We start from the raw sequence: 14,824 nt of genomic DNA on the forward strand, positions 1-14,824 counted from the left end.
TTCGCGCCGGAAATTTCCCCCATAGTGAGGTGACCATCATGGCAACGCAGACGCAATCCCCCCGGGACGCACAGTTGCAGCCTGTTCCGTCCGCTGAGGACGAGGCCGGCCAGGCCTACTTTGACAAGATCATCGCCGAGGATTCACGGATCGAGCCCGCGGACTGGATGCCGGCCGGGTACCGGAAGACCCTGACCCGGCAGATTTCCCAGCACGCCCATTCCGAAATCATCGGGATGCAGCCGGAGGCGAACTTCATCACGCGCGCCCCGTCGCTGAAGCGCAAGGCCATCCTGATGGCCAAGGTGCAGGACGAAGCCGGGCACGGACTCTACCTGTACTCCGCGGCGGAGACCCTGGGCACGCCGCGCGACGAGCTCTTCGACCAGCTGCTCAGCGGCAAGGCAAAGTACTCCTCCATCTTCAACTACCCGGCGCTCACCTGGGCGGATATGGGCGCCATCGGCTGGCTGGTGGACGGTGCCGCCATCGTCAACCAGGTGCCGCTGTGCCGTGCATCCTACGGTCCCTACGGCCGGGCCATGGTGCGGGTCTGCAAGGAGGAGTCCTTCCACCAGCGGCAGGGCTTCGAGATCCTGCTCGAGCTCTCCAACGGCACGCCCGCGCAGAAGCAGATGGCCCAGGACGCGGTCAACCGCTTCTACGCTCCGGCGCTGATGATGTTCGGTCCGAACGACGACGAATCCCCGAACTCGCAGCAGTCCATGCGCTGGAACATCAAGCGCTTCTCCAATGACGAGCTGCGCCAGCGCTTTGTCGGCATGATCCAGGAGCAGGTAAAGGTCCTCGGACTGACCCTGCCCGATGATGAGATCCGCTTTAACGAAGAAACCGGCAAGTGGGAGTACGGCGAGCTCGATTGGAATGAGTTCTACGAGGTCCTCAAGGGCCGCGGCCCCTGCAACGCCCAGCGGATGGAACGCCGCCGCGAGGCGCACGAGAACGGCGCATGGGTACGCGAAGCAGCAGCTGCCTATGCAGCGAAGAAGGCACAGAAAGCACAGGTAGCCTAATGGCAACATCAGACCAGACCGCAATGGGGACGTCGGACAAGACCCCCGCCACGGAAATCGGCCACACGCCGGAAAAGACGCCCTGGCCGCTCTGGGAGGTCTTCGTCAGGTCATCCCGCGGACTTTCGCACGTGCACGCAGGTTCGCTGCACGCACCGGACGCCGAGATGGCCGTGCGCAACGCGCGGGATCTGTACACACGGCGCAACGAAGGCGTATCGCTGTGGGTAGTGCCGGCGTCGTCGATCATTGCCAGCGATCCGGATGCCAAGGGTGAGTTCTTCGAATCGCCCAAGGGCAAGGACTACCGGCACGCTACGTATTACAAGAAGAGCGAAGGGGTGAAGCACCTGTGAGCGGCGAAAGCGCAACACGCATCACACCGGGCAACGCCCTGCGTCCCGAGGACGTAGCCGAGCGGGTCGCCGGTGGTATCAAGGTCGGCGAAGATGTCGGCGAATATGCCCTGCGCCTCGGCGATGACGCGCTGATTTTGGCCCAGCGGCTCGGCTGGTGGATCTCCCGTGCGCCCGAGCTCGAAGAAGACGTGGCCCTGGGTAACATCGCCCTGGACCTGCTGGGACACGCGCGCTCGTTCCTTACCTACGCCGGCTCCGCTTGGGGCAAGTCAGAGGATGACCTGGCCTACTGGCGCGGCGAGGCGGAATTCCGCTCTTGCTTCCTGGTCGAGCAGCCTAACGGTGACTTCGGAAAGACCATCGCCCGCCAGTTGGTGTTCTCCATCTTCCAGCATGAGCTGTACTCGCGGTTGGTCGATTCCGCGGACGAGACCATCGCCGCCATCTCGGCCAAGGCACTTAAGGAAGTGGACTACCACCGGGACCATTCGATCCAGTGGACCATCCGTCTCGGCGACGGCACGGAGGAGTCCAAGCTCCGCATCCAGGCCGGCCTCGACTCGGTCTGGCCCTATGTGGCGGAGCTGTTCCAGGATGACGAACTCATCGAACGCCTTGCCGGCGTTGCAGCCCGTCCGTCCGAAATGCGCGAACCCTTCGATGCGCTCGTGGCGCAGGTGCTGGACGAAGCAGGGCTGGAGCTCCCCGACGTGCAGCCGGCGATGACCGGTGGCCGTACCGGCAAGCACAGCGAACACTTGGGCTACATCCTCGCGGAGATGCAGGTCATCGCGCGCGAGCACCCGGGCGCCAGCTGGTAAACCGGCAACAGCCAAGACGAGTCAAGAAAGATAACGGAGCAGGTTATGTCTACCAACACAGCAGTGCGCCCGGCCGAGGCTGAAGCAGCCCGGGCCTGGGACATCGCGGCGACGGTCTGCGACCCTGAGATTCCCGTCATCAATATCGCCGAGCTGGGAATCCTGCGCAGTGTCGACGTCGTGCCTGGAGAATTCGACGACAACGGCAACCCGGCGGTGGACGTGACCATCACGCCCACCTATTCCGGCTGCCCCGCCATGGATGCCATCAAGGACGACGTCGTTGCCGCCCTTGGCGAACAAGGCTACGGTGACGTGCGGGTCAGGCTCGTCTTGGCGCCGGCCTGGACCACGGACTGGATGACGGATTCGGGCAAGGCCAAGCTTGAGGAGTACGGCATCGCGCCACCCACCGGCATGGCTGCCCTCCGCACCGGTCCGATCAGCCTGGGCCTCAGTGTGAAATGCCCGCAGTGCAACTCGCTCAACACCCGTGAACTGACCCGGTTTGGCTCCACCTCCTGCAAGGCGCTCTATCAGTGCAATGAGTGCAAAGAACCTTTCGATTACTTCAAGGTGCTCTAAATGACTACTTCCACATCGCCGGCCTCAGCTTCCGACGCTTCCGGCGGTACCGCCACCGACGCGCCGGCCAAGAAGCGGGGCTCCTTCCACCCGCTGAGCGTTGCCGAGGTCCGCCGCCTCACCGACGAGGCCATCGAGGTCACCTTCGCCGTGCCCGAGGAGCTGCAGGGCCAGTACGACTATGTCCCCGGCCAGTACGTAGCGCTGCGCACCACGATGGAGGGCCAGGAGGTCCGGCGCAGCTACTCCATCTGCGCCGAGCCCCGCCCGGGCGAGATCCGCGTGGCGATCAAGCGCGACATCGGCGGCCTGTTCTCCAACTGGGCCAACGAGAACCTCAAGGCCGGCGACGTCCTGGACGTCATGAGCCCCACCGGCGCGTTCATCTCCAAGCACCAGATGACGGAGATCAACCACCCGGAGGCCATCGACACGGACGCCGAAGACGTTTTCGTGGCATTCGCCGCCGGTTCCGGTATCACCCCGGTGATCTCCATTGCCCGCACCGTTTTGGCCGCCAATGACAACGTCCGTTTTGACCTGGTGTATGCAAACAAGGCCGCCATGGACGTCATGTTCGTGGAGGAGCTGGCGGACCTGAAAGACAAGTACCCGGCCCGCTTTGCCCTGCACCACGTGCTCTCCCGCGAACAGCGCATCTCGCCGCTGCTTTCGGGCCGGATCGACGCCGAAAAACTCACCAGCCTCTTCGATGACGTGCTGCGCACTGACGACGTCGACGAGTGGTTCCTCTGCGGTCCGTTCGAATTGGTCCAGCTCTGCCGGGACACCTTGGCCGAGCGCGGGGTGCCGGCGGAGAAAATCCGGTTCGAGCTCTTCACCACCGGCGAGCCGAACAAGCCGCAGGGCAACATCGGCCGCCCGGTCGAGGTGGACCCGACCGCGGACAACTACGAAATCAACTTCCAGCTCGACGGACTCTCCGCCCAGGTGGCCAGCCCCAAGCATGCCCGCGAAACCGTGCTCAACGCGGCACTGCGCGTCCGTCCCGACGTTCCCTTCGCCTGCGCCGGCGGCGTCTGCGGCACCTGCCGTGCCAAGGTGGTCTCCGGTACTTTCGAGATGGAGGAGAACTACGCACTGGAGCCGGAAGAGATCGAGCGCGGCTACGTGCTGACCTGCCAGACCCGGCCCACCGGCGATGAAATCACCGTCAACTACGACGCGTAAACGCCGCTGAAGTTACCTGCACTGCACCTGCACCGAAGGAGAAAACCGTGGGCATGATCGAGTTGTCGATCGAAAACAACGTCGCCGAAGTGGTGCTGAACGCGCCGCAGAAGATGAACGCGCTCAACGAAGACGCTTTGGCTGAGCTGGAAAAGGCGTACGACGACGCCGCCGCGGCCGCCGCTGACGGTTCCGTCCGCGCGTTGCTGCTCCGGGGTGAAGGCCGGGGCTTCTGTGCCGGACGCGACATCTCCGGAGTCGTGCCCGAAACCGATGACGCGTACGGCTACCTCGGCAATCTGGTGACGCCGCTGCTGAAGAAGATGGCTGCCTTCCCGGCACCCACGTTCGCGGCGGCACAAGGTGCCTGCCTCGGCGTCGGCCTGGGATTGCTCATCGCCACCGATGTGGTTTACGTTGCCGACAACGCGAAGATCGGCTCGCCGTTCGCCAACATTGGCGCCACGCTTGACTCCGGCGGCCACTGGTTGTTCACCGAGCGGCTCGGCGCCCACCGCACACTGGATCTGATCTACACGGCGGACCTGATGAGCGGCGAAGAAGCTGTCCGGGCCGGCCTGTTCAGCCGGACCATGCCGGCGGACGAACTGCTGGACAGCACCCGGGCCACGGTGGCCAAGGTCGCCCAGGGTGCAACGGGTGCCTTCCGCGCGTCGAAAGAACTGGTGGCCAACATCCGGGACCAGCGGCTGGGACTGTGGTCCGCCGTCGACGAGGAAAACACCGCCCAGGGCGAGCTGTGCAAGAGCGAAGACTACGCCGAGGGTTTCAAAGCGTTCCAGGAAAAGCGCAAGCCGGTATTCAAGGGCTAGCAGCCTTCCTGACAGATCCACTGCCGGCCCCTCCATACCCTTGACATGTCATGCGTCCGGGCAGAGAATTTATCAAACCGATTTTCTAACCCGATGAAACGATCCGAGCTGGGGAAACCCACAAGGCATGGCAGGGCTGGTCCGCTTCTGCGGCCACATGGGGGAGGGCAGTTCCGCGACGCGAGGCTGTTGCAGTCGGAGCGCACCAGTCCTGACCATGGTTAACGGAAAGCCGCCGGGAAGAATCCGGCGGCATTGCCGTTTAACTCGGGCTTCTTAATATCGGCTTTCAGACATCCGGCTTATAGGCCAGGTCTCCTTGCCGGGCCCGGCTATTATCGGGTGTCGAGGTCCTCGAACACGAGGAACGTCTGCGTGTCCAGAATCCCGGGCATGGACTGGATCTGGTCAAAAATCACCCGGCGCAGGTCCACGTTATCGATGGCGCGCACTAGCAGGATCACGTCAAAGTTACCGCCGACGAGCGCGATGTGATGGACCTCCGGGATGGCTCGCAGCGCTTCCCGCAGTTCGCGCCAGGAATGCTGCCGCAATTTCAGCGTTACGTAGGCGGAAGACTTCAAGCCGGCCTTGATCGGATCCACCAGCGCCGTGAACTTCGTCAAGACTCCGGCTTCGGTCAGACGAGCGATACGCGAATACGCGTGTGCGCGGGAGATATGCACATTCTCCGCTACGGACGTTACCGACAGCCGGCCGTCCCGGGTGAGCTCAGACAGGATCTTCCGGTCAATGTCGTCCAGCTTCGGCGAATCGCCATCTGTCATTCGTCTACACCTCGTTTAGTTAGGCAGCTCACAATTACAATTCGTCCATAAGAGTACGGCCTCTGCGTTGAAAATTCCATGATTTTTGACGGAAGTGGATACGAATAGTCATCCGAACGCATACTAAAGCAACACAGTTTCTACTCTCCGGCACAGCTGCGGTGAACGATAATCCGCCTGGCGGCCAACAGTATGCGAAGGATTCGAGGGAGCAAACGATGACTATCTCAACCGGAAACCCGCTCGAGGGATCGATGCAGGACCCTTCCCGCCGTTCGGACCTGGATCAGCAGGCAACCGCCGAGTCCTACATGCTGCCGTCCGGGCAGCCGGTCCAGCTGGTGGATCCGGACGGCCGCCACGTCCACAACGACAAATACCCTCTGCCGGATGGCGAAGCCCTGTTGGCTGCCTACCGCGAGCTCGTCGTCGGCCGCCGTGTCAATGACCAGGCCAATGCGCTGGTGCGCCAGGGCCGCATGGCCGTCTACCCGTCCTCCCACGGACAGGAAGCCTGCCAGGTTGCGGCAGCCGTCTGCATCGACAAGCAGGACTGGCTCTTCCCTACGTACCGCGACACCGTCGCAGTGCTCGCCCGCGGCGTCGATCCCATCCAGGCGCTCACCCTGCTGCGAGGCGACTGGCACAGCGGGTACGACCCGTATGAACATAACGTTTCCATCCAGGCCACGCCGCTGGCCACCCAGTTGCTGCACGCCGTCGGGGTGGCCCACGCGGCCAAGCTCAAGGGCGAGAACACCGTTGTAATCGCCATGTGCGGCGACGGCGCAACCAGCGAAGGCGACTTCCACGAGGCACTGAACTTCGCAGCCGTCTTCCACGTGCCGGTGGTGTTTTTCGTTCAGAACAACCAGTACGCCATCTCTGTGCCGTTGCACCACCAGACCGTAGCACCGTCGTTAGCTCATAAGGCCATTGGCTACGGCATGCCGGGGGAGCGGGTTGACGGCAATGACCTCGCAGCACTGCTGTCCGTCCTGGGCAAGGCAGTCGAGCGGGCGCGTGACGGCGGCGGGCCGGCGTTGGTCGAAGCGCACACCTACCGGATGCAGTCCCACACCAACGCGGACGATGCCACCCGCTACCGCAAAGATGACGAGGTCCAGCAGTGGGTGCCGAAGGATCCGATCCAGCGCATGCGCACCTATCTGACTGACCTCAATCTGTTGGACGAAGAAGTGGAAAAGAACATTGCCGAGAAGGCTGAGACGGTGGCAGCTGCCATGCGGGACGGACTGAACGCCGAGTCCGAGGTGGATCCGGAAGACCTGTTCCGCTACGTATTCACCGAAAAGACGAGCCAGCTGCGCGAACAGGCGGCCAAGTTGCGCGACGAGCTGTCGCGCGAATCGGCCTAGCTGCTACCACCGAAGGAACCCACCATGAGCACAACACTGACGTTTGCCAAGGCGCTGAATACGGCACTGGCCGATGAGATGGAATCAGATTCGACCGTCGTCGTATTTGGTGAAGATGTCGGCCCTCTCGGCGGCGTTTTCCGGATTACCGACGGACTGACGGCCCGCTTCGGCGAGGAACGCTGCTTCGACACGCCGCTGGCCGAGTCCGGCATTATGGGCATGGCCATCGGCATGGCGATGAACGGGCTGCGTCCGGTGGTGGAGATGCAGTTCGATGCCTTCGCCTACCCCGCCTTTGAGCAGGTAGTTTCGCACGTAGCCAAGATGCCGAACCGGACCAAAGGCAAGATCAAGCTGCCCATGGTTATCCGCATTCCCTACGCGGGCGGCATCGGCGGAGTGGAACACCATTGTGACTCCTCCGAGTCCTACTATGCGCACACGCCCGGGCTGACGGTAGTGGCGCCGGCGACCGTGCAGGACGCGTATACGATGCTCCGCGAAGCCATCCGCCACCCGGACCCCGTGGTTTTCCTGGAGCCAAAGAAGCTGTATTGGTCCAAGGAAGACCTCGAACTGGAGTCCCTGCGCGAGTCCGTCGACTCCTTCGGCCGAGCTGTCGTAGCGCGAGAAGGCAGCGACGCCACGCTGATTGCCTACGGTCCCTCGGTGTCCACCGCATTGAACGCTGCGGCGGCCGCTGCCGAAGAAGGCCGTTCGCTGGAGGTCATCGACGTACGTTCCATCGTTCCTTTCGACGACGAGACCGTGGCCGCGTCCGTGCGCAAGACGGGCCGCGCCGTCGTTATCGCCGAGGCCCCGGGCTTTGCCTCAGTCGCCTCGGAAATCGTGGCCCGGGTGCAGGAACGCTGCTTCCACTCGCTGGCAGCGCCGGTTCTGCGCGTCACCGGCTTTGATATTCCTTACCCGGCGCCGAAGCTGGAGCAGTTCTACTTGCCCAGCGTGGACCGCATCCTCGACGCCGTGGATGATCTTCAGTGGGAGGACGCATAATCATGTCACGTCAGGTATTCAACCTCCCGGATCTGGGCGAGGGGCTGACCGATGCCGAGTTGGTCAACTGGCTGGTTAATGTCGGCGATGAAATCAAGGTCGACCAGCCAATCGCCGAAGTCGAAACCGCCAAGTCCATGGTGGAAGTACCCAGTCCGTTCGCCGGCACCGTCGCCGAGTTGCATGGCGCGGCCGGGGACACCATTGATGTCGGCAAACCGTTGATTTCCGTCGATGCGGCAGGAGCCGCGGGTGCTGCCGGGCCCTCCGGGGCTTCCACTTCAGCTGCCGGCGTGGCACGCACGGCCGCAGCGCATCCCGACGCCGAAGCGTACCGGAACGAGGAGCGGGCCGGCGTCCAAGCCCCCGCTGAGCCTGCTGAACCCGCCGAAGAAAGCGGATCCGGAAATGTCCTCATCGGCTACGGAACACCGGGTGGCCATGGCGGCGCCAAGCGTACCCGCCGGCCAAAGGGGAACGCCGGTGAGTGGGCCGGGACAGCCGCTCCTGTGGCTGAGCCGCGTACAGTCCCCGCTGCAGCGCCGGCGGTTGCTGCAGCGCCCGATCGTGCGCCTCGGGCCGCCGCCGCCCAGGCCGTGCGAGCTGTCGAAGCGGGTGAACTTGGGACTCCGGCAGCTGCGGGGACGTCCAACGGATCGGCACCTGTTGGTCTGGCTCCGCAAGTGATTTCACCGCTGGTGCGCAAACTGGCCCGGGACGGTGGACTCCGTATTGCCGAGATGCACGGTTCGGGCCCCGGTGGGCTGATCCTGCGACGAGACGTCGAAAAGGCGCTTGCGGGCCTGAGTGAAAGCCCTGCGGGATCGGCCGACGCTGCTTCCATCACTGCGGCCGACGGCACCGGTGCTGGTGACGCACGCACGGGGCTTGGGATCGCTACCCGTACGCCTATGAAGGGTGTGCGGAAGACGGTAGCTGCAGCTATGTCGCAGAGCCGGCGGGAGATTCCGGAAGCCACAGTATGGGTGGATGTGGATGCCACTGCGCTGCTTGAGATGCGTGCAGCCTTAAAGAAGCGGGATGCGGACAATACGCCAGGTCTCCTGGCTTTCATCGCCCGTTTCGTAACTGCGGGTCTGGCCAAATTCCCTGAACTCAATACTCGGGTAGAAAACGATGAGATCGTGGGTTTTGACGGCGTGAACCTCGGCTTTGCAGCACAAACGGATCGTGGGCTGATGGTTCCCAGCATCCGCAGGGCCGATAAGCTCAGCGCCCGTGAACTCGATGCCGAGATACGCCGGCTGACTGCCGTCGCCCGCGATGGCAAAGCCACTCCGGCAGAACTGACCAGCGGAACCTTTACGCTGAACAACTACGGGGTCTTTGGTGTGGACGGCAGCGCGGCCATCATCAATTACCCAGAAGTGGCAATACTTGGGGTTGGCCGGATCATTGATAAGCCGTGGGTCATTGATGGACAGTTGGCGGTGCGTAAAGTCACCGAGCTGACTCTGGCCTTCGACCACCGGGTTTGTGACGGCGGCACAGCAGGCGGCTTCCTCCGGTACGTAGCGGATGCCATTGAAAGCCCGGGATCGGTTCTCGCCGACCTCTGACTTTGCTGTTGCTAGTCAGGCGGCTGCGCGGTAGTAGAGGAAGTCGATGCGGCCGAGTGCCTGTTCGAAGATTGACACCGGCTCCGGCGTCTCGTCCGGTTGTTCTGTTGCCGGTGGTGTGCCGGGCAGTGCCGGTGCGGTGGATTGGTAGGTGTGCCCGGTCGGGGTGGTGGTTTCGACGGTGTGCCGGGGTCCGGGGATGGTTTGGGCGTGCCAGCCGTCGGCTTCTTTGGCGAGGTTGCACGCTTCACATAGGCCTTGCCCGTTGATCTCGCTGGTCTCTCCGGCGTTACGCCAGGGCACGACGTGGTCGTGGTGGCGGATGGGTGCGTCGCACCACGGGGTGCGGCAGAGTTGGTCCCTGGCCTGGATGACCCGCTGCATTCCGGCGGGCATCAACCGCGCCCGTGAATCCATTCCGAGCAACTGCCCGGTGCCCGGCGCGGTGTAGAGCCGGCGCACCCACACTTCCACCTCGCCAGCATCGGCTGCATCGCCGGGGTCTCTTCGCTTCGCACCGGGAGGTCCGGCCGCCGAGCCAGCATTTCCGGCGGTTCCGGGGTCCGTGTTCCCGGCACCAGCATCGGGGAGCGGTTCCGGTTCGCCGCTGGCCGGCGGACCGGAACCGGTAGCACCGCCCCCATCGACGGCATCCGCTGCGCGGGCAACGAATTCGTCTTCGCCAGCGGCACGATTTTCCGGATTTGCGGCGGCGGAATGGCCGCTGCCAGCCGCTCCCTCAACCTCGGTGTCGGTGTCGCCGGTGCGGAGCAGGTCGCGAGCCCATTGGGCGGGGACGATGCCGTACCCGGTCAGGTGGGCCGGTTCGGAGTCGCCCTGGAACAGGGTGCGGTCGGTCATGACCAACTGCACTTCGATTTTCGCGGGGTTCTCCGCGGGCTGGCCGGTGACGCGTTCCACGAAGATGTCGGCCATCAGCTGTCCCCGGGAGCGTTCATCGCCCTGCACCTTCAACCGGTCGGCCTCCTTCGTCAGGGCGGCGAGGACGGCCACGCCCTGCCCCGCCGGCACAAGGCAGGACACCTGGGCCATGGTGTCCGGCGCCGGACGGCAGGAGACGTGGCGTTCGGTTTCGGCTTTCGCCGCCCTCCGGACCACCGACAAGGGATCCAGCCGCAGCGCGGCCTGCTTCGCCATCGCCCCGATCCGCTTGTCCCCGCACCCGTGCAGCGTCTTCGGATCAGCACACAGTTCCCGGTCGACCTTGGCTCGGTCTTCCACACTCAGGCAGGCGGTTTCGCGGACCAGGATGGTCGCCCGCCACTCATTCAGCCGGCCCTCTGCCAACGCCGCATACGTGTGCGGCATTTCCCTGATCAACGTGGTGGCCAAGCCCAGGTGCTTCCCACCCCGATTCGGGGAGTCCTTCCGGGCCAGCCCGACCTCCTTGGCCAGGCCCCGGCCCCGCCTCTCCGCCGGAACCCCGGCCGCGGCCCTGGCCTCCCGGCGGGAAGCCACAAACGCTTCCGTCTCCCGCGCCTGCGCGGCAGCGAGGGCGCCCTTGAGTTCCTCCAAAGCGCTGATCCGGTCAATCCGCACCCCCTCGGAGACGTCCTGGTCCAGACCTGCGAGTCCGACGGCCCAGCTGCGGACCAGCGCAGCACCCGGATCGCCGGGAACCGGCTTCACCGGGTCCATTTCTGCTGGAACGATTGACTCGAACATACATTCGATTCTAACGTGGTGTGGTGGAGGGCACAAGCGTTTAGTCCGGGGGTGGATAACCAGAAAGGTGGTGCTGGATTGGAGGGAAATGCCGTGCTGTTGGCCCGATGAGGTCTTGCGATGCATACCCCGGGGTCGGCCCGAACCTGGGCCGTACGAATCCCTGTACCGTCGACATTGCCCGGGCTACCCTTGTGACATGAAAGCTCTTCCTGAGGCCTATGAACTGTATTTGGCCGGACTGAGTGCTGCCGAGGCAGACGCCATTCGTCCGGTATTTCTCGAGTCTGTGGCGGAAGGCGACCATGGGATTCTGATCCGTGGCGCGGGGTCGCACCATGTCCAGGCGCTGGTCGATCCTCGTGTCCCTTTTGGCGAGATCCATGAAGGGTACATGTGGGATTGATGGACGAGTAAATCGGTTGCCGTTCTCACCCCACCCCGAGTGAGGCTGTTCGGTTACGCGCTATCCGGTCTGTGACTGTTTCCTTCCCGCTCACCGCGATACGGTTGGGGTTGGACACGCAATGACGCTGCGTCCGGGAACAGATCCAGGAGGAAATAGCCGGCATGAGCGAGACCGTGCAAACCGAGGACAAGGCCGAGCACGTTCAGGTGGCACCCGGAAACTATGTCATCCGAACGCGGAGCTACTCGCTCAACAGCGGCTTGGTGATCGGGAAGCAAAAAGCCATGGTGATCGACACCGGGGCGGGCCCGCGGCAAGCACGGCAGATCTACAAGGCGGTCCGGTCCCTCACGAAGCTGCCGCTGGTGGTAGTCAATACCCATTCGCATTTCGACCATATCTTCGGCAACGCCTTCTTCGCGGACAACGGAGTCCATGACTTTTATGCGCACCGCAACTGCGCGCACGATATGGCTGAGACTGCTTCGCTCCAGCGCGAACAGGTAGCGGATACGGAGCCCGAGATGGCCGAGGGGACCGGCGAGCATACACGCATCCGTGTCCCGACGAAGCCGGTGGATACCGAAGTCACCGTAAACCTCGGTGACATGCCGGTAAAGCTGTTCTACCTGGGCCGGGGCCATACCGACGGCGATTTGCTGGTGGGTACGCCGTCGACCCTCTTCGCCGGCGACCTCGTGGAGCAGGGTGCGAATCCTGCGTTCGAGGATTCCTACCCGCGCGACTGGGTGGAAACGCTTCGCAAGATCTCCGGTCTGCGCCACGAATACGATGTGCTGGTGCCTGGCCACGGGCAAACGGTCAGCGACGCTTTCGTCAAGAGTATGTGGGAGACGATGTCGCTGGCTGTCCGGATGGGTGAGCAGGCCAGCAGGGACACGCCCGCGGACACTACGAAGGCGATACCGATCCTGCCGTACGGCCCGCTCCAGTCACGGGCGCTGCTCACGCGTCTGAAGCAAGCACCGCGTTAAGGGGTGCTGAGCTGAGGCCCGAAGAGAGTTTCAGCCTCCGCCGGATTGCCGTGCCGGCGTATGGCCCGTCCCTTCTCTACGGAGTAGGCCAGGGCGCCATTCTGCCGGTGGTGGCACTGAGCGCCAGGGACCTCGGGACCACCGTGGCTCTTGCCGCGCTGATGGTTACGCTGCTCGGCGTCGGCTCGCTGGTGACCAACATCCCGGCGTCGATGCTCACGGCACGATTCGGCGAGAAGTGGGCGCTGGTAGCGGCGTCGCTGTGGTGCGCGGCCTCGATGTTCCTGGCGGTGGCGGCCCCAAACATCACGGTCTTCGCGCTGGCCGTCTTCCTGATCGGCATGGGCGGATCCGTTTTCCTGCTGGCCCGGCAGTCGTACCTGAGCGAGGCCGTGCCGGTAAATTTCCGCGCCCGTGCGCTGTCCACCCTCGGCGGCGTGCACCGGATCGGGATGTTCATCGGTCCGTTCGCCGGCGCCGTCGTTATTGGGTTGGCTGGAACCGCTGGCGCCTACTGGCTGGGCGCGGTTGCCTTCCTCGTGGCCGCAGGAATTTCGTTGACGGTCCCCGAACTGGAGGTGGCCCGCACTGACCGCGACGGCGAAGAACCGGCGCGGCCGAGCATGCGTTCGATTGCCCGCAGCCACCGCCGCATCTACCTGACCATCGGGATCGGCATCCTGCTGATCGGTGCCATCCGCGCGTCGCGCAATGTGGTGATCCCGCTGTGGGGCGACAGCATCGGGCTGGATGCGGCGACGACGTCGGTTATTTTCGGCCTCTCCGGCGCGGTAGACATGCTGGTCTTCTACCCCGCCGGAAAGCTGATGGACCTCAAGGGGCGGCTGGCCGTGGCCATCCCGTTCCTGACCATCATGAGCGGCGCGCTGTTCCTCATCCCGTTCACCGCCACCATGCTGGGCTTCCTGCTCGCGGCGCTGCTGATCGGGCTGGGCAACGGCCTGGGCTCGGGAATTGTCATGACCCTTGGCGCGGACTATGCGCCGCCAGTAGGCAGGGCGCAGTTCCTCGGCTTCTGGCGCCTGCTCAGCGACACCGGCATCATGGGCGGGCCCGCGCTGCTCAGCCTCGTGACGGCCGCGGTGTCCCTGTCCGCCGGCATTTGGATGACCGCAGGGCTGGGACTGTTGGGCGCCGCGGCCATGGCCTACTGGATCCCGCGCACGGGGCCGCTCGAGCCGGAGCCGGTTATTTCCGGCGGGACTGGAAGCTGAAGAGCCAGATCAGCAGGGCGCTGAGCAACATGCCGGCGCCGACGATCAAGCCCATCCCGGCCCAGAAGAACAGCGGCAGCCGTCCGTCGCCCGGCGTCGGCGCGGCGCCAATTTGCTGGATAAACCAGTAGAGCGTGGCGGCCAGGCCCAGCCCCAGGAGCGCCAGCAGCCAGCACAGCCGCGGCCACACGGGCGAGGACGACCAGTGGCTGCCGTAGCCGTGGAAGAAGTTCCAGCCGTCGCCCGAACGCAGCACCAGCGGACCTGCCACCAGGGCCCAGAAGCCGGCCACCAGGAACGCCGCGACCACGTCGGCCGGACGGTGCCAGCCGTTGATCAGGGTGGCTGCGCCAGCGAGCACGGCGTAGGCACCGCCGGCTGCTGCGGCGAAGGGCCGCCAGCGGGGCGATACGACTAGGAAAATGGCCATCGCCGCGGCCGCCGCGATGGTGGTGTGGCCCGAGGGCAGCGAGTTGTGTTCCAGTGTGGGGACACCGCGATCGGGCCGGTCCAGGATGAGGTTCTTCAGGATCCAGGTGCTGGCGGCCGAGGCGGCAACTACGCCCACGGCGATGCCGGCCGCCCGCCAACGGCGCCGGGCGAGCGCCACTACCAAGAGAACGACGGCGGCGAGCGCCACCGAGATATCGGGCAGCAAATCCAGGAAGTCGAGGAAGACCCCGCGGCCTAACTGCCAGCCGGCTTCCGCTTCGGCCCAGGCGGACTCGTCCGCGAACTGGCCCAGCGTGGTGCGGACAAAGGCGTAGTACGTGAAGGCAAACGCGGCTACGCAGAGGACGGCGCCGAGCCAGAACAGGATGGGACTTCTGCCCGCCCGTCGGCCGGCGGCGGGCCGGGCCATGCGCTTCTGCTGGTTAGTCATCGCCTTCAAGGGTCGCATAATTTGCTGGA

General features: G+C 64.4%; 15 protein-coding genes. 12 read left to right on the forward strand and 3 right to left on the reverse strand.

Annotation, left to right across the window (positions count from 1 at the left end; genetic code table 11):
* Positions 1-38 precede the first annotated feature (38 nt).
* From paaA to AC3A4M_RS00435, 6 genes are read left to right on the forward strand one after another with little or no spacing between them, the layout of a single operon-like run.
* On the forward strand, positions 39-1,034 hold the full coding sequence (paaA, locus tag AC3A4M_RS00410; protein ID WP_498732016.1) for a 1,2-phenylacetyl-CoA epoxidase subunit PaaA: 996 nt from the start codon (positions 39-41) through the stop codon (positions 1,032-1,034).
* Between the two features lie 23 nt (positions 1,035-1,057).
* Positions 1,058-1,390, forward strand: a complete 333-nt coding sequence (paaB, locus tag AC3A4M_RS00415) for a 1,2-phenylacetyl-CoA epoxidase subunit PaaB (protein ID WP_139004649.1) — start codon at positions 1,058-1,060, stop codon at positions 1,388-1,390.
* Positions 1,387-2,214, forward strand: a complete 828-nt coding sequence (gene paaC, locus AC3A4M_RS00420) for a 1,2-phenylacetyl-CoA epoxidase subunit PaaC (RefSeq protein ID WP_498733111.1) — start codon at positions 1,387-1,389, stop codon at positions 2,212-2,214. The genes paaB and paaC overlap by 4 nt, the downstream gene beginning before the upstream one ends.
* Before the next feature lie 45 nt (positions 2,215-2,259).
* Entirely contained in the window at positions 2,260-2,799 is a 540-nt protein-coding gene (paaD, locus tag AC3A4M_RS00425) for a 1,2-phenylacetyl-CoA epoxidase subunit PaaD (RefSeq protein WP_264668769.1), read from the forward strand.
* Positions 2,800-3,990, forward strand: coding sequence for a 1,2-phenylacetyl-CoA epoxidase subunit PaaE (paaE, locus tag AC3A4M_RS00430; RefSeq protein ID WP_498733113.1), 1,191 nt, complete (start codon positions 2,800-2,802; stop codon positions 3,988-3,990).
* 53 nt (positions 3,991-4,043) lie between these two features.
* Positions 4,044-4,823 carry an enoyl-CoA hydratase/isomerase family protein gene (locus AC3A4M_RS00435; RefSeq protein ID WP_498733115.1) on the forward strand — a complete coding sequence of 260 codons (780 nt, stop codon included), beginning with the start codon at positions 4,044-4,046 and terminating at the stop codon, positions 4,821-4,823.
* Positions 4,824-5,158: 335 nt separating this feature from the next.
* On the opposite strand, the gene AC3A4M_RS00440 is transcribed toward AC3A4M_RS00435, so the two are convergent.
* Positions 5,159-5,611 carry an Lrp/AsnC family transcriptional regulator gene (locus tag AC3A4M_RS00440; RefSeq protein WP_074701154.1) on the reverse strand — a complete coding sequence of 151 codons (453 nt, stop codon included), beginning with the start codon at positions 5,609-5,611 and terminating at the stop codon, positions 5,159-5,161.
* A gap of 254 nt (positions 5,612-5,865) precedes the next feature.
* Between AC3A4M_RS00440 and pdhA the strand changes: the two genes are divergently transcribed.
* Genes pdhA through AC3A4M_RS00455 form a run of 3 tightly spaced genes read left to right on the forward strand, consistent with a single transcriptional unit; the run spans position 5,866 to position 9,587 of the window.
* A complete protein-coding gene (gene pdhA / locus AC3A4M_RS00445; protein WP_498734067.1) occupies positions 5,866-6,990 on the forward strand; it encodes a pyruvate dehydrogenase (acetyl-transferring) E1 component subunit alpha in 1,125 nt (374 codons plus the stop codon).
* A gap of 24 nt (positions 6,991-7,014) precedes the next feature.
* A complete protein-coding gene (locus tag AC3A4M_RS00450) occupies positions 7,015-8,007 on the forward strand; it encodes an alpha-ketoacid dehydrogenase subunit beta (protein ID WP_498733117.1) in 993 nt (330 codons plus the stop codon).
* A gap of 2 nt (positions 8,008-8,009) precedes the next feature.
* Complete coding sequence (locus AC3A4M_RS00455) at positions 8,010-9,587, forward strand: dihydrolipoamide acetyltransferase family protein (protein ID WP_498733119.1); 1,578 nt, start codon at positions 8,010-8,012, stop codon at positions 9,585-9,587.
* 15 nt (positions 9,588-9,602) lie between these two features.
* Here AC3A4M_RS00455 and AC3A4M_RS00460 read toward each other — a convergent pair whose 3' ends face one another.
* Positions 9,603-11,273, reverse strand: a complete 1,671-nt coding sequence (locus AC3A4M_RS00460; RefSeq protein WP_498733121.1) for an HNH endonuclease — start codon at positions 11,271-11,273, stop codon at positions 9,603-9,605.
* Positions 11,274-11,472: 199 nt separating this feature from the next.
* Between AC3A4M_RS00460 and AC3A4M_RS00465 the strand changes: the two genes are divergently transcribed.
* From AC3A4M_RS00465 to AC3A4M_RS00475, 3 genes are all read left to right on the forward strand, one after another.
* On the forward strand, positions 11,473-11,679 hold the full coding sequence (locus tag AC3A4M_RS00465) for a hypothetical protein (RefSeq protein ID WP_074703282.1): 207 nt from the start codon (positions 11,473-11,475) through the stop codon (positions 11,677-11,679).
* Positions 11,680-11,843: 164 nt separating this feature from the next.
* Positions 11,844-12,677 (forward strand): MBL fold metallo-hydrolase, encoded by an 834-nt coding sequence (locus tag AC3A4M_RS00470; RefSeq protein WP_498733123.1) that lies wholly within the window; start codon positions 11,844-11,846, stop codon positions 12,675-12,677.
* An 11-nt stretch (positions 12,678-12,688) separates the two neighbouring features.
* A complete protein-coding gene (locus tag AC3A4M_RS00475; RefSeq protein ID WP_498734068.1) occupies positions 12,689-13,912 on the forward strand; it encodes an MFS transporter in 1,224 nt (407 codons plus the stop codon).
* Here the strand turns inward: AC3A4M_RS00475 and AC3A4M_RS00480 are convergent.
* Positions 13,887-14,795, reverse strand: a complete 909-nt coding sequence (locus AC3A4M_RS00480; protein WP_498733125.1) for a phosphatase PAP2 family protein — start codon at positions 14,793-14,795, stop codon at positions 13,887-13,889. The genes AC3A4M_RS00475 and AC3A4M_RS00480 overlap by 26 nt on opposite strands.
* Positions 14,796-14,824: the final 29 nt, after the last annotated feature.

The organism is Arthrobacter sp. Soil_C_60 (assembly GCF_057656375.1).

Bases quoted from the DNA above. Each gene is read 5' to 3' on its own strand.
- paaA (WP_498732016.1), top strand. From the start codon at position 39: ATGGCAACGCAGACGCAATCCCCCCGGGACGCACAGTTGCAGCCTGTT.
- paaB (WP_139004649.1), top strand. From the start codon at position 1,058: ATGGGGACGTCGGACAAGACCCCCGCCACGGAAATCGGCCACACGCCG.
- paaD (WP_264668769.1), top strand. From the start codon at position 2,260: ATGTCTACCAACACAGCAGTGCGCCCGGCCGAGGCTGAAGCAGCCCGG.
- paaE (WP_498733113.1), top strand. From the start codon at position 2,800: ATGACTACTTCCACATCGCCGGCCTCAGCTTCCGACGCTTCCGGCGGT.
- AC3A4M_RS00435 (WP_498733115.1), top strand. From the start codon at position 4,044: ATGATCGAGTTGTCGATCGAAAACAACGTCGCCGAAGTGGTGCTGAAC.
- AC3A4M_RS00440 (WP_074701154.1), bottom strand. From the start codon at position 5,611: ATGACAGATGGCGATTCGCCGAAGCTGGACGACATTGACCGGAAGATC.
- pdhA (WP_498734067.1), top strand. From the start codon at position 5,866: ATGCAGGACCCTTCCCGCCGTTCGGACCTGGATCAGCAGGCAACCGCC.
- AC3A4M_RS00450 (WP_498733117.1), top strand. From the start codon at position 7,015: ATGAGCACAACACTGACGTTTGCCAAGGCGCTGAATACGGCACTGGCC.
- AC3A4M_RS00455 (WP_498733119.1), top strand. From the start codon at position 8,010: ATGTCACGTCAGGTATTCAACCTCCCGGATCTGGGCGAGGGGCTGACC.
- AC3A4M_RS00460 (WP_498733121.1), bottom strand. From the start codon at position 11,273: ATGTTCGAGTCAATCGTTCCAGCAGAAATGGACCCGGTGAAGCCGGTT.
- AC3A4M_RS00465 (WP_074703282.1), top strand. From the start codon at position 11,473: ATGAAAGCTCTTCCTGAGGCCTATGAACTGTATTTGGCCGGACTGAGT.
- AC3A4M_RS00470 (WP_498733123.1), top strand. From the start codon at position 11,844: ATGAGCGAGACCGTGCAAACCGAGGACAAGGCCGAGCACGTTCAGGTG.
- AC3A4M_RS00480 (WP_498733125.1), bottom strand. From the start codon at position 14,795: ATGACTAACCAGCAGAAGCGCATGGCCCGGCCCGCCGCCGGCCGACGG.